Source organism: Mucilaginibacter metallidurans, from assembly GCF_003286435.2.
Taxonomy (GTDB): domain Bacteria; phylum Bacteroidota; class Bacteroidia; order Sphingobacteriales; family Sphingobacteriaceae; genus Mucilaginibacter; species Mucilaginibacter gossypii.
Window position 1 is genome coordinate 4,141,877 of the sequence record NZ_CP043449.1, and the last position, 25,795, is coordinate 4,167,671.

At 43.3% G+C, this 25,795-nt stretch carries 13 protein-coding genes and 1 riboswitch; of the genes, 2 read left to right on the plus strand and 11 right to left on the minus strand.

Annotated features, from left to right (window positions below):
- Nucleotides 1-220 precede the first annotated feature (220 nt).
- A complete protein-coding gene (locus tag DIU38_RS17775; protein WP_112658018.1) occupies nt 221-802 on the plus strand; it encodes a cupin domain-containing protein in 582 nt (193 codons plus the stop codon).
- Between the two features lie 68 nt (nt 803-870).
- The gene (locus DIU38_RS17780) at nt 871-1,713 is read left to right on the plus strand and encodes a hypothetical protein (RefSeq protein ID WP_112658016.1); all 843 of its coding nucleotides are present in this window, start codon (nt 871-873) and stop codon (nt 1,711-1,713) included.
- A gap of 85 nt (nt 1,714-1,798) precedes the next feature.
- Here DIU38_RS17780 and DIU38_RS17785 read toward each other — a convergent pair whose 3' ends face one another.
- The 11 genes from DIU38_RS17785 to DIU38_RS17835 form a co-directional block, all read right to left on the minus strand.
- Entirely contained in the window at nt 1,799-3,637 is a 1,839-nt protein-coding gene (locus DIU38_RS17785; RefSeq protein WP_112658014.1) for a glycoside hydrolase family 35 protein, read from the minus strand.
- Between the two features lie 49 nt (nt 3,638-3,686).
- Complete coding sequence (locus DIU38_RS17790) at nt 3,687-6,119, minus strand: glycoside hydrolase family 2 TIM barrel-domain containing protein (RefSeq protein WP_112658012.1); 2,433 nt, start codon at nt 6,117-6,119, stop codon at nt 3,687-3,689.
- A 22-nt stretch (nt 6,120-6,141) separates the two neighbouring features.
- Nucleotides 6,142-7,677, minus strand: a complete 1,536-nt coding sequence (locus tag DIU38_RS17795; RefSeq protein WP_112658010.1) for a glycoside hydrolase — start codon at nt 7,675-7,677, stop codon at nt 6,142-6,144.
- Between the two features lie 54 nt (nt 7,678-7,731).
- Nucleotides 7,732-9,234: an RICIN domain-containing protein gene (locus DIU38_RS17800; RefSeq protein WP_112683088.1), complete on the minus strand. Its 1,503-nt coding sequence runs from the start codon at nt 9,232-9,234 to the stop codon at nt 7,732-7,734.
- Nucleotides 9,235-9,306: 72 nt separating this feature from the next.
- A complete protein-coding gene (locus DIU38_RS17805; RefSeq protein WP_112658008.1) occupies nt 9,307-11,010 on the minus strand; it encodes a RagB/SusD family nutrient uptake outer membrane protein in 1,704 nt (567 codons plus the stop codon).
- A gap of 13 nt (nt 11,011-11,023) precedes the next feature.
- On the minus strand, nt 11,024-14,233 hold the full coding sequence (locus DIU38_RS17810; RefSeq protein ID WP_208057787.1) for a SusC/RagA family TonB-linked outer membrane protein: 3,210 nt from the start codon (nt 14,231-14,233) through the stop codon (nt 11,024-11,026).
- A gap of 470 nt (nt 14,234-14,703) precedes the next feature.
- Entirely contained in the window at nt 14,704-18,891 is a 4,188-nt protein-coding gene (locus DIU38_RS17815; RefSeq protein ID WP_112658006.1) for a hybrid sensor histidine kinase/response regulator transcription factor, read from the minus strand.
- Between the two features lie 174 nt (nt 18,892-19,065).
- Nucleotides 19,066-19,608 (minus strand): isopentenyl-diphosphate Delta-isomerase, encoded by a 543-nt coding sequence (gene idi / locus DIU38_RS17820; RefSeq protein WP_243770723.1) that lies wholly within the window; start codon nt 19,606-19,608, stop codon nt 19,066-19,068.
- Nucleotides 19,609-19,785: 177 nt separating this feature from the next.
- A complete protein-coding gene (locus DIU38_RS17825; RefSeq protein ID WP_112658004.1) occupies nt 19,786-21,222 on the minus strand; it encodes a SusD/RagB family nutrient-binding outer membrane lipoprotein in 1,437 nt (478 codons plus the stop codon).
- Nucleotides 21,223-21,228: 6 nt separating this feature from the next.
- The gene (locus DIU38_RS17830) at nt 21,229-24,411 is read right to left on the minus strand and encodes a SusC/RagA family TonB-linked outer membrane protein (protein WP_112658002.1); all 3,183 of its coding nucleotides are present in this window, start codon (nt 24,409-24,411) and stop codon (nt 21,229-21,231) included.
- A 373-nt stretch (nt 24,412-24,784) separates the two neighbouring features.
- On the minus strand, nt 24,785-25,351 hold the full coding sequence (locus DIU38_RS17835; RefSeq protein ID WP_112658000.1) for a TlpA disulfide reductase family protein: 567 nt from the start codon (nt 25,349-25,351) through the stop codon (nt 24,785-24,787).
- A gap of 112 nt (nt 25,352-25,463) precedes the next feature.
- Nucleotides 25,464-25,577: riboswitch (SAM riboswitch) on the minus strand.
- Between the last annotated feature and the right edge of the window lie 218 nt (nt 25,578-25,795).

A 25,795-nucleotide genomic window follows, 5' to 3' on the forward strand; every position in this document is an offset into this window, starting at 1 on the left:
TTTTTTCGATGCCACTGCCATTTCAATCACTCACTCCCTTGTTGGGTTTTTCCACGCCGGCGAACTGCCTAGCATAGCAAGTACAACCTACTGCCGGACACACAGGTTTAAAATGTAACGAACCAGAAAGTATTTGTAACAAACTCAAAAGTATCTACACTCCCGTTGATCTTTCTTTGTAAACCTTCTGAAAAAACATTCATAATCAAAACAACCCGATATGAAACGGAATACATTTTTACGCGCTTTGATGGGCGCTGCCACATTTTTAGCCATTCCATTTGATGGAGTTGCCAATAACCTCTTCAAAACCAGGGAAAAGAAAGGCTATAAAACCGATGCAGGAGCTGATCGCGCTGAAAATCCAATGCACTTATTTGATGGTGATACTTTCTATACCAAAGTTTCAACCAGGGATACTGATGGTGATATGTATGTTTATGAATCAACCCGGGTAAAAAAAGGCGGGCCTAACCTGCATGTACATTATGAGCAGGACGAATGGTGGTATATTTTGGAAGGCGAATTTCAAATTAAAGTAGGCGACCAGCTATTCCATGCCAAACCGGGCGACAGCGTATTTGGCCCAAGGGGCGTTCCGCATGCTTTTACGAAAATAGGCGATGATACGCCTGCCAAAATGATTACCACGTTTCAGCCGGCCGGTAAAATGGAAGCTTGTTTCCAGGCACTGAGCGATGGTTTGATGAAAGGTAAATCCGAAGCCGAGCTTGATGCATTCAGAAAGCAACATGGCTTTGAACGTGTAGGCCCCCCGCTTGATTACTATAAAAAGTTTTAGCCGGCCCAACCATCATTTTTACCAAATAATTTATTTCTGATGTTAATTTATATACCTTTTTACTTATCATGAAGTGGCTTGCTTTTAAACAAAAACTGAGCCTGGTTTACTTATGCCTTATACCTTTAGCAGTTGTAGCTATAGGATTTGGGATAGGCCATGTGAGTTATAAAATTTATTTGCCAATCTGGGTTGTTAACGCCTGTTTAATGGTAGCAGCAACGTGGCATTTAGGTGGTTATCAACTCCGAAACAATAACCAGGAGATAAAGAAGCAGGTAATCACAGCTTTATTACTATTTGCGCCCTGGCTATTCTTTTCCATTTTCGCGGGGATGGGGCCACCTCCTGCAACCTTGCAAGGTTGGGTTAATTCCGCTGCCGAGCAGCAGATCCGGTATACTATACTCATTGCCGGCGGTATTTTATTCGCGCTGGGTTCTGCATTATTGAAAGTAAAATTACAGGCGGCAGGCGAAAATCTATATTCGGTAATGGCTTCAGCAGCGATTAATCTTTCATTGTCACTCTTTATCATCAACATGGCTTTTTGGGGATATTACCTAACCGATGCATTCCGGGTGTTTATACAATTAAGTGTTTCAAAACGTCCGGACTTGCATGGACCGATAAAAAGCTTGTTTTATGTGATCAGTATAGCCGAAGTATTACTGATGTACCTTGGTACAGTATTTTTTGCTGTTTCCCTTAAAGTCACCGGGCTTTTTAACCCGGTTTCGTGCCGGTATTATATCATCTTCGGCTTAATCGGCATGGTGCTGGTTGTATTGCCATCCTACTGGCCCGAGCCATTCGGTACCGCCGGTTATCTTTTTGCTATACCCGCCATTCCTTTCATAATGCCGTACCTTATTGGTGTACACCTGTTAAAGCATGCTAAAGCTGATTAGCTCAAAACTTATAATGTAATAAAAAAGGGAGCTGCTACTTTTTCTTAAAGTAACAGCGCCCTCTTTTTAATTGACTAACCTGACCCTATTTCCCTAAAACATCCAAAATAGGGTGATCAATAGCATTTAAAGTATTTTCTGATGGTTTTATCAGTTCAAGTACGGTAATTTCATTATTACCTTTTTTGAGCCATTCAACCGGCACATACAAGGTTTGCTGAGGACCGCAATTCCAGTAGCGGCCTAAGTTGTGTCCGTTGAGCCAAACAATACCCTTACCCCATGTACTCATATCAAGATAGGTATCGGCCAATTTATCAACCTTGAAAACTGCTTTTTTCAATTGCGGTGTGTTGTTAGCTGCAACCTTTTTAATTGCCGGATTTGTTTTCACTTTATTGATATCATCAAAAGGCAGTGAATACATTTTCCAGTTTTTCAGCTCAGTACCGGCAAAAAGTACCTTTTCGGTAATACCCTTTTTGTTTTTAAGCAGATAAGGCCCAAAATTGATACGGCCAAGGTTTTCAACCAAAATATCCAGTGTCACCTTTCCTTTTGGTAAGCTGATCATCAAGCTGTCCTGGTATTTGCGCCTGTCGAGTATTCCTACACGTTTACCGTTTACGAAGATCATGCCATAATCGCGCAGGTCTTTCAATTTAAGCAGACCAGATTTGCCGCCGTTAATGGTTGTACGATACAATACAAAACCGTAAGCCTGGTTCAGGTCTTCAAAGGTAAGCGGAGTATTGTTGGCCTTTGCGAGCGGCAACACATTAAACAAACTGGTTGATTTGGTAAATTTAATTGCAGGCAAACCCATAGCAGGCTTAGCAGCAGGAACATCGGGCAGGGTTACACCTGCCGGAAGGTGTTTACTAATCACCTCTCTAAACTTCATGAACTTATCTGTAGCGTTACCTGCCTCGTCAAGCGGGGCATCATAATCATAACTACTGATTTGCGGTTCATAAGGATTTTGATCATTATAGTTTGCACCATTCATGAAACCGCGCGTTGTGCCGCCATGAAACATATACATGTTAATGGAAATACCTGCTGCCAATACAGAATCAAGCTTTGGGATAAATTTAGCCGCCGGTACAGTATGATGCGCGGTTCCCCACCAGTCGAACCAGGCCGGGTACCATTCGGCAATAAAATAAGGGCCCTTGCCATTATAATTTTCGCCGATCAATTTTTTAACTTTTGTTACATCATCAACACCGTTTATAGCAGGCAGCAAGCCCGGTAAATGACCATCCTTTATAGCTGGTTCAGGGTCGCAGGTGTAAAGCTGTCCATCAAAACCGGCATCTATAAACATTTTGCGGTTAAGGGCCAGGTAATCTTTATCGCTGCCGTATGAGCCGTATTCATTCTCTATCTGTACCATTAAAATATTGCCGCCGTGGTTCACCAGCAGGGGTGACAATTGCTTACCTACCTGGGTAAGATATTTTTTATAAGCTTCCAGGTATTTGGGTTCTTTGCTGCGTACCACTAAACCCTCCTCTTTTTCAAGCCAGTAAGGATAGCCACCAAACTCCCATTCGGCGCAAACGTATGGGCTTGGGCGTAGTATCACCCAAAGGCCTTCCTCCTTTGCTATTTTAACAAACTCAGCAATATCATGATTGCCTGTAAAATCATAATGTCCTTTTTGTGGCTCGTGAACATTCCAGAAAACATAAGTGCCAATAGTGTTCAAACCCATTGCTTTGGCCATTTTCATGCGCTGGCGCCAGGCCTCGCGCGGAACGCGGGTATAGTGCATTTCGCCTGAAATGATCTGCAGCGGTTTACCATCAAGCAGAAATGTGGTATCGCCAAGAGCAAAAGTATGCTTGGCATTTTGCGCCTGCAGCTTTGTGGATGCAAACAGGATAACAAAGAGGAACAGTAGTTTTATAAGTTTCATAAATTGAAAAAATGCAGGGTTTTAGTTTGTATTTGTATAAGGGGGTTGACTATTTTACGGTTAATGTTATAGTTGATGATTTAAGATTACCGGCACTAAACCGAACCTGTACCACGCCAGGTTTACCTGTAGTTTGTACATAGGCTAATAAGCGCCCATGCAATGCTTTGCGTTTGTTTGATTGATAGCTTTCATGGCTGCTGTTGCTGCCACTTTCAAGGCCTAATAGTTTAACCGCGCCGTTAATTGTTACTGTTATCTCATCGGTAGCAGTTAATACAGGGTTGCCTTTTTTATCGGTAATGTAAACCTCGATCTGGCTCAGTCCTTTTGTGTTATGGCTAAATAGGGTATTATCAGCCACCGCTTTAAGTTGATAAGCATCGCCGGCTGTTTTGATAGTGTTAGTGCATACTTCAATACCGTTGTTGTACCCTTTAACAACCAGCTCGCCGGGCTCATAGTCAACCTGCCATGATGGAACCTGCCCTCTTGCGGTGCTCCGTATTTGTTTGCCAAGGGATTTGCCGTTCAGGAACAATTCTGTTTCCTGGCAATTGGTAAAGCAATCAACTTTTACTTTACTGCCAGATTGCCAATTCCAAACAGGCTCGGCAGTACGGTGGCTCCAGATCCCCCTGTCATCAGTTCCGGTAATAGGGCGTGCACCTATATAAGCCATGGGTTTGTCCGACCAAAGACTTTGCCTGAAGAAATATTCCGGCTTTTTAAAGCCGGCCAGGTCAATAAGCCCTGCTCCGTTACTTCGCTGCGGCCATTTGCCGGCCTCACCCAGGTAATCTATACCAGTCCAAAGGTATTGGGCCGAAATATATTCGTTACTGTCAACAGCGTTCCAGGCTTGTTTTTGCATGCCGTTCTCACTGCCGTAAATGATCCGGTTGGGATATTTTTTATGATCTTCGGGGTACCGGTATTCCTGGTAATTATAGCCCACAACATCTAATACATCAGGGTAGCCTACTTCGTTCGACATCACCACACCGGCCAGCGCGGCAGTTACCGGGCGGGTTTGATCAACCGCTTTTACAGCTTTAACCAGTTGTTTGGCTATCGGTGTTAGCCCGCTTGCCGGGGGATGATCAGGCAGGTAGCCCTTACCATAGATCTGCGGATTGCGGCCGGTGTTTAACACCTCATGGGTATATGGGTCGTTGGGGTAATCTATTTCGTTACCAATGCTCCACATAATGATAGATGGATGGTTACGCGCTCGCAGTACCATATCAGCTACATCCCGATCTGCCCATTCTTTAAAATATTCGTGGTATCCGTTTTTGGATGGCGTACCAACATTCCAGCCTGCTACCCATTTGTTTTTTCCTACCTCCCATTCGTCAAAAGCTTCGTCCATTACTAAAAAGCCCATCTTATCGCACAAATCGTATAAATAATCGGCATGGGGGTTATGGCTTAACCTGAGCGAGTTTACTCCTGCATCCTTCAATAATTTCAACCTGCGTACCCAAACTTCCTGCGGAACGGCTACACCCAGGGCGCCTGCATCATCATGGATACAAACGCCTTTAAGTTTGGTGCTTTTATCATTTAAAAAGAAACCTTTATCCTTGTCAAAACGGATACTGCGGATCCCTACAGATTGCGTTACCTCATCAAATGCCCTACCATTGCTGTTAAGAGAAATCTTCAGCTTATAAAGATTAGGCTCTTCGGTATCCCATAGTTTTGGGGACGATAATTCTTTCTCAAACTCAACCTCGTGTACTCCCGGTCTTGCTTTTATTTGTTTTTGGAGGGAAATAGGCACTTTTCCTTTCCCATCAAGCAGGTTTACTTTCACTAATACAGAAGCATCAACCTTGTTGCTGTTGGTAACACTCACCTTAACTTTTACGGTAGCTTTCTCTGCCGAAACTTCAGGCGTTGTAAATGCTACATCCCAGGGGGCAATGTGTACCGGATCTTTAACAATAAGGTGCACATTGCGGTAAATGCCCGAACCAGTGTACCAGCGCGAATCGGCAAATTCGCTGTGATCTACCCTTACTGCTATCGTATTTTTTCCAGTTAAATTTAGATACTTGGTCAGCTCATACTGAAACGAGATAAAACCATTTGGGCGCTTGCCCAGCGAATGCCCATTGATCCAAACTTCGCTGTTTTTATATACCCCATCAAAATAAATATATACCTGCTTCGCTTTCCAGGCTGCATTACCGGCGAAACTCTTTTTATACCAGCCAATCCCTCCGGGCAAATAACCGGTAGCACTTGCCCATTCATCGCTAAAAGGCCCTTCAATACTCCAGTCATGCGGCAGATCGACAGTTCTCCATTGCGTTTCGGAAGCGATCCCGCTGATCCCTGTACTGATCTCGCCCTTGTGGAAAGACCATGACGCATTAAATAAAACCGGATTGCCGGCGCCCTGGGCCTTAAGTAAGCCGGGCAGCATTAGCATGCCAAGTACGAAAAGAAGCAGATGTTTTTTATTTTTCATTTGATGATAGAGAGATAAAATGCTATTTGATGACACCTGTAAACGTGACAATGGAACGTGCCGGAACAACATTCTTATCGCCGGTTATTTTACCGGCTTTAAGCTCATCAACCTGCGATGTTAAATAGGATGATGTAAACTGAACTTTAGCATTATCCATATGGAATGCCGCGCTTACCTCATTTGCGCCCTGGTTGACTATAACCACGGTTAAGTTTTTTCCATTTTTAAATGCCGACACCAGCAAGGGCTTTCCTTCGGCTACTGATGAAACTTCGGCATCAACCCTCACAGCCCCGGGTTTAACAAACCTGCTGTAGTTACCCATGGCCCAAAGCATTTTACTGCCGTAAAAATTGCCGTCGGTTTTATTTTTGTCGATGTAGATGAGGCCATCCTTATAATCATAGGCCGAAATGGCTGTCCACCATTGCCAGGCCGACGCGTTGGCCGCTGTAAGATCGGTATGGATCACCGATGCTAAATATAGTGCGGCATCAATACCCAGATCACGTTTGTTACCATCAATCTCCCCCGCGTTATCGCCTAAGATGCAATACTCCGACTGCCAGAGGTCAAGTCCCTTAACAGCCGATACACTATCGGCCAATGCCCTACGAGCTTTTATTGACGATGTCATTGGCGATGTAGTGAAATAACTGTGCGCCGCGATAGTTTTGGCTACCGAAGGCAGGTCGCCTACGTAATTAGCCGATCCCAGCTTAAAAAAATCGGTTATCTGACTGCCTTTACCCGGCTTATCACCTTTAGTAAATAAATAGTTGATGCTCCCAGCCTCACCAACCAAGATCTTTGAGCTAATCTTATTACTTACGAATTCTTTATTGATGGCCCGTATCAATCCTGCTACCTCGGCATTATTATATGGGGCACCCTCCTGACCGCCATCGCTCCAATCCCACTGAGGTTCGTTTACCGGGCTTATGTAATCAAATTTTACTTTGCTTACCTGCTCAACTCCCTTTACAACTTTAGCCAGGAACACGGCATAAGCATCATACTTATCGGGTGCTATATTAACTTTGCCACCGGTAGCGTAAGCCTTTCCATTAACAGTAAACTGCACTGGCGGACTGTTGTTAAACCCTAAAAATTGCTTAACCCCGCGCTTTTTGGCAGCCTCAAGAAACCACAACTGCCCGGCCTGGTTTTGCCAGTTATAGCTGCCATCGCTGTTTAAAAACGATTCAGCACGACGCCACTCGTCCTTAATGCCACTTTCGTTTCCCTGCTGGGTACTGCCTGCACCAATGTTAAACCTCCATAATGATAAGCCTATGCCTATAGGCGAACCATCGGCATAGGTATCCCGGCTAAAAAGCAGGTCGGCAATTTTATTGCGCTTATCATCAGGCCAGTTACCCACAAACTGGCAGGCCCACGCATCTGATGCACCAAAATTGCTGATCGTTTGGTGCGTTTTTGAAAAATTGATATCAATAGTTACTTCTTTGCCCTGGCCGCTTACCAAAGGAATATTAATTCCCAAAACAGCTACAGCCAGCAGTATTTTTTTTATAGTAGTTTTTATTATCATCGCGTTTAAATCAACAAATAAAACAGCACTGTTTAGCGCTGTTTTATTGCAATATTATTGTTGCACTATTTGCCATTGCTGGTTAGTAGCGCCGCCATAAGGCCACTGAATAATGCCTGCACCATTTGTGGTTGAAGCGCCGTTAACATCAAGCGCAAGCCCGCTGTTACGGTTAAGTACTTTATAAATACCATCGCTGGTAGCAGTAAGCTGCCATTGCTGGTTGTTGCCACCGTTCCACGGCCATTGTATAATGCCCGCGCCATTGGCTGTTGAGCTCATGTTAACATCAAGAGCTTGTGTGCTGTTACGGTTAGTTATTTTGTAATAGCCACCGCCGTTGGCAGCAATAACCCATTGCTGGTTATTGCCCCCGTTTTGAGGCCATTGTATGATGCCAGCGCCGTTGGCAGTTGAGCCGCCATTAACATCAAGCGCCTGGCCGCTGTTAACATTTAAAAACCTATAGTATGCACCGGTATAAAATGTATCGGTACCGCCGGCACCCACGCCCCAGGCATATTTGACACGGCTTAACCCCGATGCATTTGTGGTTGATACAGTAAGGCTTGTACCTGTGCCGCTCAGTTGTTGAATAGCATAGCTATCGCCGGTACGTACGCCCGGCCAGTAAACCGCGCCCATGCCGTAGGCACGTGCCTGGTTGGTCAAGCCCTGCAGGTAAGCTATTTCCTGATCGCCGCCAATAGCGCCGGTGTAATTTTTACCACCTGTCATCGGGATACCAAATTCGGTAAGCACCGCGCGGCTGCTATAGGCGCCGATATTGCCTTTCAATCGATTTTCCCATTGCAAAGCGGTTGTAAGTGTGCCATTGCTAAAAAAGGTGTAATCATGTATTGACAGCAGGCAACCCGAAAAACGGCTGTCGGCTCCAACACCGGTAATATCCTGCGAATAGGAAGTACCGCTGATCAGGATCCTTCCCTGCGGAATGGAAGGATAATTGCTTAACCACTGGGCACAGATGGTTGTCCAGTCGGTTAAAGTATAGCCATGTGGCTCGTTAAATATTTCAAAGTACACGTGGGCATTGCTGCCGTATTTGTTTACAATGGTTTGCCACATTGACCAAAACTCGGTGGTATTATCTATCTTACCATCTTCGGATGATTTGGCTTCCCAGTAGCCCAGTATCACATTCATTCCCTTGCTCAATGCTTTATCAATAACACCTGTGTAAGAGTTCCACCAGGTTTGTGATACGGTTGAATAATTTACCGGCAGCCTTACCGTGTTTGCACCTGTATTGGCTTGGATCCCTGTTAATACGGCATCAGCTTTAGCCGATACCGTGGCATAACTATCAGCAGAGGTTAAGCCGCTTAATACCAGTATCCCGTCGCTAAAGTTATCGCCATCGGCAGCCCAGTTCACGCCTTTCAGCGCGCTTGCCGGTGTTGAATCTGTAGTTACTGTTTTATCTCCTGTTTTTACTTCATCCTGGTTTGATGTTTTTTTTACTGATACGATATCCTTTTTACACCCGGCCACCAAACAACACATCGCTATTAATGCAATACTTAAGTTCTTCATAATTTGCTATAGGTTATAATTGGGGAGAAAAAAGGGGGAAGAAAGAAGCTCCTCCCCCGGAATATTTAGTTCTTAGTAACCTGGGTTTTGTTGTAGCTGCCCACCTGAAGCCTGAATTTCGGCCCTTGGTATTGGTAACCAGTAATGCTGAGGCAAAAACTTACGGCCATCTAAGGCCACTTTTGGCGTATAAGTAAATGTACCATTTGCATTTTTAGTGATGATCACACCACCGGCAGGTTTATTTTCCGTAACGTCGGCAATTTTCCAACGGCGTACGTCGTAAAAACGGTGTTCTTCAAACGCCAGCTCTACACGGCGCTCGTAACGTATGGCATCGCGCATTTGCGATTGTGAAAGCCCTCCGGCCAAATTAGGCATCTCAACACTTGGACGTGAACGGATCAGGTTAATAGCGGTACGTGCAGATAACGATGAACCTGAAGGTACAACATCCGGTCCGTAAGCCTCATTAGCTGCTTCAGCAAAGTTTAACAGGATCTCAGCATAGCGGAAATAGATCCATGGCTGGAAACCCGCGTTACCCCACGGGTTTTGCAGCGGATAAGCATCGTTCATGTATTTTTTAAGATAGTAACCAGTTTTGGTAGTGTTCCAGTTATCGGCACCATCTTTACTGTCTTTTCCGCCCGGAGTGAAGGCCTCAATAGATCTCTCGCGGTATGGGGCACCATTGTACAACACGGTGGCAGCAAACCTTGGGTCGCGGTGATCATATGGATGTGTTGGATCATAGCCCGAAGTTGGATCAGTAATGACCTTCCCATTATCCATTTCATAATCATCAACCAGGTTTTGGAGAGGCGTATTCCCAGCCCAACCGCCGTAACCGTTTGGCCCATTGGCTATTTCAAGGTGAGTATGGTTGGCATTTTTGGTGTATAAACGTTCAAAAATGGTTTCGTTGGTTATATTGGTTAAAAACAGGTTACGATAACCACCTGTATAAATGCCATACTTATTAAGGCTAATAACAGCTTGCGCGGCTGTAACCGCATCGGCCCAGGTACCTGCGGCATACAACGGACTTGCGGCATAAAGTGTTAATCTTGATTTTAAAGCCAATGCAGCGCCTTTGGTTGCACGGCCTAATATCCATGAACCATCATTGTCTAACGGAAGCTTCGAAGCGGCATCATCAAGCTGTGCAACAACGTAATCAATACTTTCTTTAATTGAAGCGCGCTTAAACAAAGCCGGATCCTGTAAATTATCGGTAAGGTTAACCACCTTATCACCCATTAATACAGCACGGCCATAATTGCGGATTATGTCCTGGTAACGGAAAGCCCTGATAAACTTCAACTCGCCCTCAAGACGCATTTTGTGCCCGGCACTAAAAGGCATTTTTGGCAAAATACTTAATGCATAGTTACACTCCCTGATACTCCTGTAGCTACGCCCCCAAAGAACACCGGCACCTCCTAAATTTTCGGGAGCAAGCTGCCCTCTTTGTATTAACCAGGTAGCATCGTCATTGTTATAGATAGATTCGTCGGTCAGTGAGCTCCACATGCTATATTCAAAGCCACGGCCAAAGCCCGGGTTTGAGCCATCGCCCTCTTTATCCTGTAACCTTTCGCCGATGTACCGATTGGTTACAAAAGCTTCATATACTGCCGTATCTGATTCGATAGCAGTTGTAGAGATCCTGTCGGTTGCCTGCACATTCAACAGATCTTTTTTACATGCTGTGACACTCAGCATTGCGCCGCATATCATCACATATAATGGGGTTTTATATTGTAGTTTCATTATTGATTACTGATTAAAATTTCACGTTAACACCTAAGTTTATAATTCTCTGCTGCGGATAAAACTGGCCGCTGCCGCTGTTACCTTCAGGATCATAATCTTTTACTTTGGTAATGGTAAACAGGTTAAACGCACTTGCATAAACCCTTAAGCCGCCAAGTTTAATTTTCGAAAGGAATGGTGCACTGAAATTATAGCCTAATTGAACGTTCTTTAACCTGAAGAACGAAGCATCGTTAAGCCAAAACGTATTTTGATACGAGCCGTTTACCGAGTTCGACGCGCGATCTGCAACCTTTGGATAAGTGCCGTTTGGATTTGAAGGGCTAAATCTGTTATCGGCCCAGCTGCTGTAAAAGTTGCCTATGCTGCCGGCTTCGGGCAATACATATTGACTAACCTGTGCCTGACCGGAAAACAAAAGCGAAAGGTCGAAGTTTTTATATGCCGCATTTACATTTACACCATAAGTAATTTGCGGGATGTTACCATATTTAGAACGCATTTGATCGTCTGCAGTAAGCTTACCATCTACTTTACCATCTGGCCCGCTTAAATCTTGATATTTCAGGTCGCCAACCTGCGCTCCTGGCACATGCGGGTAACTATCCAACTCTGCCTGGGTGCGGAAAATGCCGATAGCGTTGTAAAGCAGATAAGTATTTAATGGCCTGCCGGTTTTACGTTGATGAGCTAAAGTTCCGGGAGCTTCGTCTATAAATACAATCTTGCTTTTAGCGTAAGTGAAGTTACCACTTATCCCCCAGCTAAATTTATCGCCGGTGTGGTTATAACCTAAAGTAGCTTCAAAACCCTGGCTATTTACTTTACCAATATTTTCAGAAGGAACTAAAGGAGTATAATTAGTGCTTCCATCGTCATAAGGGTTTACGATACCAGATGAGCCGGGCAACGAAGCATTGCGCGATGTTAAAATATCAGTCCTTTTTTGTTTGAAATAAATCGCCTCGACAGTAAAATTGTGCAGGAAGGTGGCGTTGATACCAATATCCAGTTTTCTTGAAACTTCCCAGGTGATGTTAGGATTAGCAAGCTTTACAAGCTTTACATTTGGCTGAATTGTATTTGAATTGGCTTGGGAATCAAAAGCTACAAAAGCATTGTTAACCAAAACATAGTTATCAAAATATTGGAAGCCCTTAACATTGTCGTTACCCAGCGAACCGTATGATGCCCTTACCTTCAAATCATCAAAAAAACCAACGCTGTTTTTAAACCAGTTTTCTTTCGAGATTCTCCATCCTACCGAAGCAGATGGGAAATAGCCCCATTGTTTGCCTGACGGAAATATTGAGCTCCCATCGGCCCTCAACTGGCCTTCAAAGAGATATTTTTCGTCATATGCATAAGCCAAACGGCTGATTACGCTACGACGGTTGTAATTTGAGCTATAACCCGAGTTAAGGTAGTCAGTAGCTGCACCACCACCTTGCGATAGCTCAGGTAATTGATTTGATAAATAGTTATAACGGGTAGCATCAAAATATTCCAGATGATTTTTACTTTGCTCATAACCAACAAACGCGTTAATATCATGCGAACCAAACTTCCTTGCAAAATTTAGCTTGATGTTTGAGGTAATAAGCGACTCGTTATTTTGAGACTCAAATAACATAGCCTTATTGTTATTTCCACCAACTATTGATTGGTTATAGATTTTCTGTGATGGATCATAGCTGTATAAAACATATGGTTTGCTAAAGTTTTTATCAAACGTGTATGATTTATCTACAGAAAAGAAACCATCAAGAGATAAACCTTCTATACCCGGAATAGCGTAACTGCCTCGTAAAATACCGTTAAAAACCTGTTTAGGATTGTTATTAGTGCCTCCAATATCTGTTACAGCAACAGCAGGATTGCTACCTTCAATACCCCTGGTAGGTAAGCCGTTTGGATAGTAAGCGGCTACAATAGGTTTAGCCCTATATACCGAACGGAATACGTCACCAGCGCCTATCTGCGGAAAAATCCTGTCTTCCTGGCGGCCGGATAGCGATAAACCAACTTTTAAACGTTTGGTTACGTTGGCATCAATATTTGAACGGAAATTATATTGATGGTATTTGGTAACACCATTCTTGTATATACCATCCTGATAAATAGTACCAAGGGATACAAAATACTTTACATCTTCACTTCCCCCAGCAACAGAAAGGCTGTGTTGGTTTTGCAAAGCAGTCCCTTTAAGTGTCTGTTTTTCCCAGTCGGTATTTGGATAATTAAGCGGATCAGAACCATCCTTAAACTTTTGGATCTGCTCGGCCGAGTAAGACTGATTTAAACCCTGCGTTGGACTTGCATAATAATTGATCTCATTCATGATCTGAGCATAGGTTGCCGCGTCGGCCATTTTTGGCAAACGGGTTGGCGAACTGAAGCCCTGATTGAAGCTATAATTAATAGTTGGCTTGCCCGTTTTACCGCGTTTGGTAGTAACCAAAATAACGCCGTTTGCCGCCCTGTTACCATAAATAGCCGCAGATGCGTCTTTTAATACCGACATGCTTTCGATATCATTAGGATCAAGCCTTTCCAAACCACCTATCTGACCTGGCACACCATCAACTACAATAAGTACATCGTTGCTGCCCGTAGTAGCCTGACCACGAATAGTAATACTTGAACCATCGTAACCAGGTTCGCCGCTACGGTTGTTTACAATTACGCCAGAAAAACGACCGGCTAAAGAGTTTGATAAGTTGGGCTGAGGGCTTTTTACCAATTCAGCACCTTTTACCTGCGAAATGGAGCCTGTTAAAGTTGCCTTTTTCTGGGTACCGTAACCTACAACTACTACCTCATTCAATGACTTTGAATCTGCAGTTAATTGCACGTTGATAGTGGTTTGTCCGTTCAGTGCAACCTCTTGTGAGGTGTAACCGATGTAGCTAAACACCAGTGTGCCCGATGAAGCATTGGGGACGTTAAGGCTAAAGTTACCTTTAATATCGGTTACCACGCCGGTTGAAGTCCCTTTTAACGAAACGCTTACTCCGGGTAATGTTTCGCCTTTTTCGTCGGTTACTTTACCCGTTATCCTGGCATCAGGTAAACGCTGCTCGTTAATAGTACCCGCAAAAGCCATTACCGGCATTTGAACTGTAGCTAAACAAGCTACGGCCATGCCGGCCGCAACAACGAAAAAGCGGGGTGACCTTTTCCGATGGGGAGAATCCTTTACATGTAAATTTAGTTTCATATGGTTTTAAAAAATTGGTTTTTTAATCGGCTCAAACCTTACAAAGCGAGGCGCATAAAAACAAGAAAGTGGATTCGGCATCGATAAACTACCGCCCCATTTTGACCTTATTGTTTATACACAGCACAAAAGTTTGGTTTAAACCTTGGTTATTGGTAGGGCTAAATTGCGTTTTAAAGCAAAAATGAGTGAGGGGTAAATTCTGAATAAGACAGGGGGTATTTCATAAAAAATGCTTAAAAACAGCGTTTGGGGCACTTTTTAAAGAGGGGGTAAATCAATACTGGCAGGGGGACAAAAATAAGTTGTAGTATTTAGCCCCCAAACATTGCTGCGCTTATCGTCACCTCGTTACTTTGTAAAGAAGGGCCACAAAAACCACTCTTAGCTCTTTGCTGTGAACCTGAAGCCGAAGGGAAGTTGGTCCGGCGAGGTATAAACCAGGTGAATCAGCCAACCGATAAACGCGATTAATTCTCCTTAATTACATCCCGGTTCACGTTGTAATTGTTGTGAAATGGCTTACGATATTTCTTAATGTAATCGGACGGATTAATGCCGAACACCTTATTAAACTGCTCCCTGAAGTATTTCAAATCATTTAAGCCCACCTTATAAGCTGTTTCGTACACAGTGCTATCGGTTGTAAGCAAGATTTCGGCGGCCTTACGCAAGCGGATAAAACGGATAAAACTATTGGCAGATTGCCCGGAAATAGATTTGATCCGCTTGTATAAGTTAGAGTGGCTCATGCCTATTTCGGCAGCCAGTGTTTTAATGCTGAAATCCGGGTCGGTTAAGTGCTGTTCAACTATCTGGAGGCATTTTTCCAAAAACTCCTTGTACTCCTGCGAGATCTTCAGATCGTTTGATTTGTTAAGGGTTATTTCATTATAGAAATACTTCTGCAGGTTGTTCCTGCTTTTCAGGATCCCGTTAACACGGGCCACCAGGATCTCTTTTTCAAAAGGCTTGCTAATATAATCATCCGCCCCTCCCTCAATACCTTTAAGCTTTATTTCGGGTGAGGAACTGGCGGTAAGCAATATCACGGGGATGTGGTTCAGCACAGGATCTTCCTTAATACGGCTGCATACTTCAATACCGCTTAATCCCTGCATCATTACGTCGCTTATCACAATATCGGGTACCAGGTGATAAACAAGGTCAAGCCCATCTGTACCATTATCAGCCTCAAAAATCTCAAACTCATCGCTAAAAATTTGTTTAAGGTAAGTACGGATCTGCTGGTTATCATCAATCAGCAACATGGTTTTGGTATCGGAGCTTAAAGCCTCAGAACTTTTGGCTGCGACGGCGTTTTCAGCTTCAACGGCGACTAATTCACCCTTATTCTCCATCAGCTCATCCAGGAATACCGAAGTTTCGGCAACGTCTTCAAACACAAACTGCTGCCCAAAATGTTCTCTGCCTTTTAACAACGATACATGAAACACCGTACCCTGCCCCTGCTGGCTGCTATAACCGATGCTGCCTTTATGATTTTCAATAAACGCTTTAACCAAATATAGCCCAATACCAAAACCGCCTGCCATTGGCGCCGAATTTTGCAACTGGTAAAACTTGCCGAATAACTGATCGCCGGTACCCTCCGCTATTCCACAGCCGCTATCCTTTATCTCAATGGTAATTTTATCGTTAAAATCGGCTATTGTACAAGTTACTATGCCATACTCCGGTGTAAACTTTAACGCATTCGAGATGAGATTAAACAGGGCTATTTCCATTTTCTCCCTGTCTGCGTAAATCTCTATAGCATCTTTTTCACTAATAAAATCAAACTGGATGTGTTTGGTGCGCGCCTGATGGTTAAAACACAAAAACACCTCATGACAAAGCGATACGATATTAAGCCTTACTATTTTAAGCTTATCAGTGTCGCTTTCGGCTTTCCTGAACAGTAAAAGCTGATCAACCAAACTCAAAAGACGCCGTGCGTTGCGATAAATGATATGCAAATTGCCGGCGTCATCAGTAACCTCGCCCTTCCCGAACAACATATCCTTTACCGGGTTGATGATGAGCGTTAATGGTGTACGGAACTCATGCGAAATATTGGTAAAAAAAGAAAGTTTACGCTCGTTAAGCTCCTTATCTTTTTCGGCCGAAAGCTGGGCTACTTTAACCTCGTATTTAAGCCTGGTTTGGCGGTTTCTGTAAAGTATATAGTAATAAGTTACAACCCCTGCTGCTGCTATATAAATTAAATAAGCCCACCAGGTTTTATACCAGGGCGGCAGGATCTTAACCTGTAAGGTGGCATAATTATCAAACCACAAGCCATCCTGGTTAGATGCTTTTACCCTGAACGTATATTCTCCGGGTTCAAGGTAGCGGTAGGTCGCAAGCCGCTGATCGCCAACATAGTTCCAGGTTTTATCAAGGCCATCCAGTTTATAAGCAAAACCGCCTTTATCCGGATAGGTATAATTTAACGAGGCATACTGGATAGAAAATACCGACTGATCGGGCTGTAATACGATCTGCCTTGCCTGGTTAATGGCTTCGGGCAATACGGTACGATCCTTGTCAAGCCCGCCAACTTCAACCTGCTTACCAAAAATTTGTAATCCGGTTATAATAACTTTTGGTTTATAGTCGCTTTGATTTACTTTTTCAGGGTCAAAAAAGTTAAGCCCTTCTGTTCCCCCAAAATACATCAATCCATTAGCAGAATCAAACAAAACAGACCCCGCGTTAAACTGCCCGGCCTGTAACCCGTCCGACTGATCATAATTTAAGATCTTGTTATTCCGTACATCAAGGTTTGATAAGCCTTTATTGGTACTTAGCCACAATGAACCATCGGATGATTCCTTAATGGCCGATACTGTATTGTTAGCGAGACCATTAGTTTCATTAAACTTTTTAAAAACCCGGTTTTGAAGATCGTATGAAATTAGTCCATCGCCTTCAGTTCCTATCCATAACCTGTGTTGTTTGTCGGGATGGAGTGAAAATATCACCTGACCTGGTAAATTGCTTTTTTCATCGGCGGGTTTAAAATACCTGCTGAATTTCTTTTGCCCGGCGTTATAAAAATCAAGTCCCCCACCATAAGTACCAACCCATAAATTACCTTTATCGTCTTCGGCAATTGATCTTACATCGTATGAAGTAAGGCCGCTATTGGCAGGTGTATAGTTGGTGAAAGTTTTTGTAACGGCATTAAACAGACACAAGCCGCCGCCATTGGTGCCAATCCATAAATTTTTATACTTGTCCTGGTATATAACCCGTACGTCGTTACCCCCCAGGCTTTTGTTATTTGCCTGGCTGTGTACGTAGTTGACAAACGAATCCGTTTTCTTGTTATACTGCAAAAGCCCCTTCGCATAAGTACCAAACCATAAATTACCATCCTGATCGGTATAGCCGAATAAAATGGCATTATCGGTAATACTGCCGGGTTGCCCATCTGCTTTGTATTGCTTTATCAGGGTGCCGTTGCGGCTGGTTTTGTAAATCCCCTCGCCATCAGTGCCCAGCCATAAAAAGCCGTCGCTATCCTGGCACAGGCCATAAAACCTTACCAAGCTTTCGCCGCTGGCCCCATATCGCTTTTTAGCAATCTTTGAAAATTTCTCCTTAATGCTGCTCACCATGTAAATGCCATCGCCATAGGTACCTACCCAAACATTTTTATCCTTATCTATATAAAGCGTTTGAACAGAGCGCTGTGTAAGGTAATATCCGTCATCGCCGGTTACCGGCTGAAGAAAAAAGTTATTAATGTTGTAGTTGGGACTTGTGCCAATGTTAACTTTAAACAAACCGCCATCCTGCAGGCCTACAAGCAATTGCTTATCACTATCCTCAATAACTGATATGTATCGTTTACTTTTAATACCCTGCTGACCGGTTTGTAGTAAGGTAAATTTATTTGATTGCCTGTTGTAGTAGCCGAGCCCGCCTCCGGTTGCTATCCACATGTTGTGAAAATGATCTTCAAAAATGTCATTGATCCGGGTACCCGGCAGGTTGGCTATTGGAGGGCCTATGCCCGCAAGGTTGGCTATTACACCATCCTTATGACTAAAAACATTGATGCTGCCCTCCTGTGTACCCACCCATACCAGGCCCCTTGAATCTTCGTACAAACAGAGCACCCTGTTACTTGACAACCGGGATAAATTGGCCTGGGTGTAATTAACAACCTTTGCCGATTTGGTATTGAAATAAGAAAAGCCCTGCCCATAAGATGTGATCCATAAATTACCATCATGGCTTTGAATGATATTACTGATATCGTTTTTGACGGCCCTGTTAGAGGTGAATTTATAATGGATAAACTTTTCTGTACGGCTATCAAATTTGCTGAGGCCGTTTCTTGACGATACCCAGATGCTGCCATGAACATCGCACAAAACCTTTTGTACATAGTTACTGGCCAGCGCAGTTGAATCGCCCAGGCGCGATTTAAAAATCTTAAAAGTTGTACCGTCAAAACGATTGAGGCCATCATTGGTGGCAAACCACATAAAACCCTTATCATCCTGTGTAATGCTATTTACAATACCAAAAGAAAGACCATTTTTTAAAGAATAATTGAGGATCTTATTTTTGATGGGCGACTGGGCATAGACCGAGGAAATGATCAAACAAAGAACAATGCAGCAGAAGGATCCCTTTTTCATTAACACGTTGCAGGCTGTGAATTACACAAATAATTGGAAGATTAAAGCTACCTAATTAATTGTAAAGTAAACAATAATATTGCAAAAATGTAAAATACCCGTTACAATAAGAAGTAATGGCTCACCCTTATCATATAGAAAAATTGTAAGGACAGCATTATTTTACAGCAACTATTACTGCATATCGGCGATCTGTAATTGCTGATAATGATCCATTACCTCGTCGAAACATATGGCGAGCCACCTGGTATAATCGCCCGGGTTTTCTTTCAGGTCGACTGCCAGCCGGGCCATGGTTATGTATTTAAATGAGGAGACCTCGCCATGGTCAGGGATCGGCAAAGCATCGGTGATGCCAAAAAACACATGATCGTATTCATTTTCAACCAGATCGTCCTGGATAGCTGCACAGTAAACAAAAGAAAATACAAAGTTAAGTTCGGCGGCCATTCCCATCTCCTCCTGTAACCTGCGATGGGCTGCTGCAAATGTGGGTTCGCCGGGCCTTGGATGGCTGCAGCAGGTGTTTGTCCATTTACCACCCGAGTGATATTTGCCTTCGGCGCGTCGCTGTAACAGGAGCTCTCCTTTTTTATTAAAAATAAAAACTGAAAACGCACGGTGTAGCTTCCCCTGAAGATGCGCCTCCATTTTTTCCATAGTGCCAATTTCCTGATCATCGCGATCAACCAAAATCACGGTTTCTTCTATCTTCACTCGCTATAATTTGTTGTAATCTTCCTGATGAGACACGCAGATCTCCGGAATTTCTTGTTATTTTTTGTTAATCCTAAAAACAGGGCCAAAGCCATACCGCAAATTTCAGCTTTATTTTCAATAAAAAACGGATTTCCTTTTGGAGAAATCCGTTTTATTTTACGAAGTGACACTTGTTTAGTTTACATCAAACCAAAGCTTGGTAGTAAGCGCATCGGCTCCCTGTGCTGCTACTGCCGACTGGTAATTAGTTTTGTTCAGCGATTGCTCTGTTCCCGGATAAATAAACCTTACCGGTATTTTACCATTAAGTGTACCTGCAACTGCCGGCTGTAATTGCGGATAATCAAGCCTGCGCCATTCGGTCCAGCCTTCCAATCCCTGGCCAAACAGCGCTAACCACTTTTGCTCGCCTATTGATTTTTTATAATTAGAGGCATCATATTGCACTGCCGGCTGCGCTATATAAGTAGCGATATCAGCCGAAGCAATACTGTACTGTGCCAACGCAGCAGTAACCGCCTGACCGTATAATGAAGCGGCATCTTCGGTAGTAAAACCGCGAGCGGCAGCCTCTGCCCTGTCAAACAAGCTCTCCGCATAGCTTAATATTACAGCAGGGGCATGTGGTGCACGAAAATAAGTGCCTGGTTTAGAAGTTTTGGTGAAGCCGTAATTGCTGGCATCGCCCACCAACAAACCGTTTGGCAAGCCAACATAGGTTTGAGGCGTTACATCCTGTGTTTTAGCGGCATATATTGATAAGCGGGGATCATTAAGTGCAAACAGCTTATCCACTATAGTTTTGCTGATACGGTAATCGTCACGGGTATCAAACAGGTTGCTTATCGGATTTTGGTTAGGCGAATCTAAATAAACCAACTGCGCGGTTTCGACATTCGAACTGATGTATAAACCGCCTTCGGTCTTAATATCATCTAATACTTGCTTAGCTTTTGCAGGTTCCCTATCGGCAATGCGCAAGGCGATGCGAAGCCTTAACGAGTTGGCAAACTTTTTCCATGAAGCAATATTGTTGCTATAGATCACATCTCCTGCTATAGCTTTGCCTGATGGATCAAGCGCCGTTTGAGCTGCTTTAAGGTCATCCAGCAAAGCAAAATAAACATCCTTTTGGGTGTCATAAGCCGGGGTAAGGTACTGATCAATATTGGTGGCCTGCCTGTAAGGAATATCCCCATAAGCCTCTGTTAATAAGCTAAATGCCCATGAACGAAGTACCAGTGCAACGCCTTTATAATTGGTATTACCCTGGGCATCGGCAAGTTTGATGATCTGGTTAAGGTTTACAATGCTTTTTGAATAGCCCGTGCTCCACAGCTCCTCAAACGCACTACTGGCGTAAATATACCTGTCGGGGTCGGTGTATTGAATTTTAGACCAATACTGCACAAAAAGCAGACTGGCATCCATGTTATTGGCTACACCCCAATAGGTATCTGCCGTTGCTTTGGTGGCTGCAGTTAATAAATAGTCGGGCTGTGCTGTTTGTGAGCCGTTAGGGTTTTGATTGATCTTTAACAGATCCTTTTTGCACGATGTTACCGATAATAAAACCGCGGCAGATAATATGCTGATATATTTAAGTTTCATGATGTTTTAAAATTTAAGGTTTACGTTGAAACCGATGTTACGCACGGTAGGCAGGGTAAGATCTTCGAGGCCCTGTCCGTTTCCTGCATTAAAGGCTGTTTCCGGATCAATATTCGGTGCGTTTTTATGGATGATCCACAAGTTACGGCCAACTACCGAAAATGTAGCTCCCTGGAAACCAATCTTATTCACCCATTTAGCAGGTAAAGAGTATCCCAGTTTTACTTCGCGAAGCTTGATGTATGAGGCATCGTAAACAAATGCTTCGTCAATATTGGTAAAGCCTTTGTAATATGATTGCGCAGGGATAATAGTGGTATTTGGCGAACCATCGGCCTTAACGCCTTTAAATATCATCCCATCATTATAAACAGTTACACCTGCCGGGGCTGCACCGGTAACCTGCACAGCAGCAGCCGAAGTATTGTTGCCCGGGTAATAGTAACTTAAGCCTCCGTTAGCAGCGCCACGGCCCGGTAAGGTAGAAGCCAACACGCCGGTATAAGTACCTGTACGGTTGGTGTTTGAATAAATGGATCCGCCAAAACGTGCATCAACCAAAAAGCTCAGGTTAATCCCTTTGTAGGAGAAGCTGTTATTGATGCTTCCCAACCAATTTGGAGTGAATTTACCTAAATAACGTTTGGTGGTATTAAATACAGGTGTACCATTAGCGTCGATAATAATCTGACCTGAAGCATTACGTGTGTATGCGGTACCATACAGCGCGCCGTAAGGCTGGCCAACGGCCGCTAAAACCTGTACAGTACGATCTGTACCCAAAACTACGTTTTGCAGGCGGCCGTCAGCATCAAGCGAGGCTACCTTACCCCGGTTTAACGAATAGTTGGTTGTTATATCCCAGGTAAAGCTATTCGACTTAATTGGAGTGATACCCAACTGGACCTCGACGCCTTTATTGTTGATGCGCCCCCCATTTATTACTTTATAGCCATAACCTGTTGATGAACTTACCTGTACTGTAAGAATCTGATTAACGCTGTTAGTATTATAGCCACTTAGGTCTAAGTGCACCCTATCGTGGAAAAATCCCAATTCAAAACCAGCCTCTGCTGATCTTGTGGTTTCTGGCTTAAGGCGAGAATTCTGATAAGTAGACCCTGAACTTTGTTGTGGATTTGAGCCAAAAAGGTTTGAAGACGTGAAAACATTGAACAACTGATAAGGATCAGCGGGCTTACCTACTTTTGACCAACCGCCTCTTATTTTTGCATAAGTAAGTACGTCACTTTTAATGTCCAATGCTTCTGACAGTACTAAACTTCCATTAACTGAAGGATAGAAATATGACAGTGCATCTGCCGGTAAAGTCGATGACCAATCATTACGGGTTGTAAAATTGATGAAAGCGTAATTTCTGAAACCAAGCTGGGCCGAGCCAAAATAACTATAGGTTTTTAATTTATAATACTCGTTGGTGGAAACCAACGGATCGCGTGAATTGCTCAAGGTATATAAACCTGCAACTGCAAGTTTGGGTGCCAGTTGGTCATTACGTTCATTTGTTCTGACGGATATGTTACCGCCACCAAATACATCAAGCGAGAAATCGTTATTCAGCTTTTTAGTGTATTGTAACCTGGCTTCGGTGTTGTTTTCATTTACACTATAAGCATCCTCTTCGTATGAGCCAAACGGCGTTCCGTTGGTACCATACGCCACCCTAATTTTACGACGATCATTATAATAATCAGTCCCCGTGCGGAAGTTGGCCGATAGACCATCAATGATCTTATAATTCAATTCGATACTACCTATCAGGTGATTCTTATGCTGCCCAACCGTATTTTCATAAGCCAGCCAGTAAGGGTTGCTATAGTAACTATTATTCCAGTTAAAGGTATTGCCGTTAGCATCTTTGTAATTTTTAAGCCTGTTGATATCAACCTGACGACCAAACCAGGTAAACTGCAGCATGGTGCTGGTTGCACGTTTTCCATATGCGCCAGGAAGGTTATCAGCGTCATCCTTACTGTAATCAATAATAGTATTTACTGTTAATTTATTATTGATACGGTAGCTTGAGTTTAAAGCAAAAGAGTTACGGCCTTGTGAGGTATTAGGCACAATGCCAGTTTGGTGCAGGTTGTTATAGGATAACCTAAAATCGCTTTTATCGCTGCTACTCGCTATCGCGATGCCATTATTGAGCGTTACACCGGTTTTAAAAAAATCTTTTACGTTATCAGGATGCGCCACGAAAGGTACGGCCTGGCCATTTGAATAAAACTGAGGGATCAATGAGCCATCCAATGCGGGGCCCCAGCTTTCGTCAACACCATCGTTAACGCCACCACCTTTACCATCTACATAGCTAAATTTGCCGTTTGACCCCTGACCATATTGATTCTGATAATTGGGCAGCACCTGTACATTTGAAAAACTTGTATTAGAATTTATGGTAACACCTAATCCTTTTGCGCCCTTGCCTGTTTTAGTACGAATAAGGATAACGCCAGCGGCGGCACGTGAGCCGTAAAGCGCTGCTGCATTCGGGCCTTTTAATACGCTTACAGATTCAATGTCTTCAGAATTCAGATCTGAAATGGCATTGGAGAAATCCCTTGAACCATTAGTGCCCAAAAATTGGCTGTTATCAACAATAACTCCGTCAACTACAAATAAAGGTTGATTTTCCCGTGAGATAGACGTTTCTCCACGGATAATGATACGGGATGAGCCCATATCGCCCTGGCTGTTGGTAACCTGCACACCGGCAATTTTACCCGCCAACGCGTTTACAAAGTTGGTTTCTTTAGCTTCAGAGATATCTTTCGATTTAAGCCCTTGTACCGCGTAACCCAGCGATTTTTTATCCTTTGAGATATTGAGGGCCGTTATAACAACCTCGTTCAGCGAATTTGGTGCTTCAACCAAGACTACGTTTAAGGTAGTTGTACCTTGCGTAACGGCGATTTCCTGGGTTGTAAAGCCAATGTAGCTAACCCTGATCACATCATTAACATTGGCGTTGATGATAAACTTACCATCGACATTGGTTTGTGCACCCGTGGTTTTACCTTTAACAGATACGCTAACGCCCGGCAACGGTAGGCCGTCCGACTTGGCGGTTACCACTCCGCTAATTTTAACGGATTGTCCTGCAACCGTCTGGACGAGAATAAAAGGCAATATAATTGCCAGTAATAGCTTGTAAATTTTTAACATGATAATTAATAATTGAGATTAATTTTTGATGCCCTTACCGGTACAAAAGACGTGGCTATCGCCTTAGCGGACATAATTTGCCCGGCTCATAAGCCTATCGTAACTGTAAAGAATTGATTAGGGGATGGTAATTATTAAGCTAAGACAAGCTGCAGCAAGCCCGCATTTAAATACCATACATGCTGTAAAGAATTAACAGCAACAACGCATGCTTTGCATACCTGAATAGATGGACTTGCAGGTTAACTGGCTTACCGAAACGAAAGCATTTTCGTGTAAGGGGGTAGTGTTTGTTTTCATAAAAACGGGTATTAAATAAGTGCAGATAGATTCTTTATTATTGATGACAGCAAACAGGGCTGCCTCCGTATTTTTAGTTGATAGATGCTGTTTTATTGTTGACTAAAGCGTCAACAGATTTTAGCATCGATGCAAATTCCTGTTTATCATATAAACGGGTAAGGTAAACTATCTTCCCGTCGCGGTCGATAACTACATTACGCGTGACACCGCTCTTTTTGTTGGCAAACCGTCCGAAGATATCGGCCCCCGGATCAAGCGCCAGCGGATAGCTGATGTTCATGGTTTGGTGAAAGCCTTGTACTTTTTCAAGCGGTTCATCGCGGTCAACACCTATCAAAACAAGGCCTTTATCTTTGTAAGCCTGCCAGATCTCTTTTTCCAGATGTGGCATTTCCTCACGACATACGCTGCACCAGCTTGCAGTAAACTGCAGGATAACTACTTTACCACGAAGTTGCTTTAACGATGTTTTGGTACCGTCGTTTAATACAAGTTCAAAATCTGTTGGGGCAACATCGCCTGTTTTTACGATATAACCGCAGTCAACATTAGGATCAGCAACATTTGTTGTTTGCGCAGCGGCAAGCAGCGTTGTTATAGAAAGCAGGCAGGTAATAAGTAAATGTTTAATATTCATTGCTACACACGTTAAAATTGTGATATCAACTCAATAATATTTTTTAGCAAGAAAAAGAAAGGAGAAAAAGAATTGTGCTTATAGCCCGAACTATGCAAGCCAATAGCTTATTACATTATCTTTTCCACCCCTATTTGGGCAGACAGGAATTAGCACCTTTATAACAGTGGGCTTACAGGTTGCTAAGACATCACAGGGCCTTTCCCTCAGTCTTTCTTGATAATAAAATATTCAAAGAAACGATTTGATGATGCAAATATATATAAATTCTACTAAAACCATAGACTTTATATAATTATTGCAATAAAATGAATTAACACCTCAAAATTCTGCAGGCTTATTTACAGAATTTGTTTACTGATTAGATTAGCTGAAACTTGTTGAAAGCATTTCCGTAAAAACAAAAGTCCCTAACGTTCGCTGCCGGGACTTTAACCTAAACTT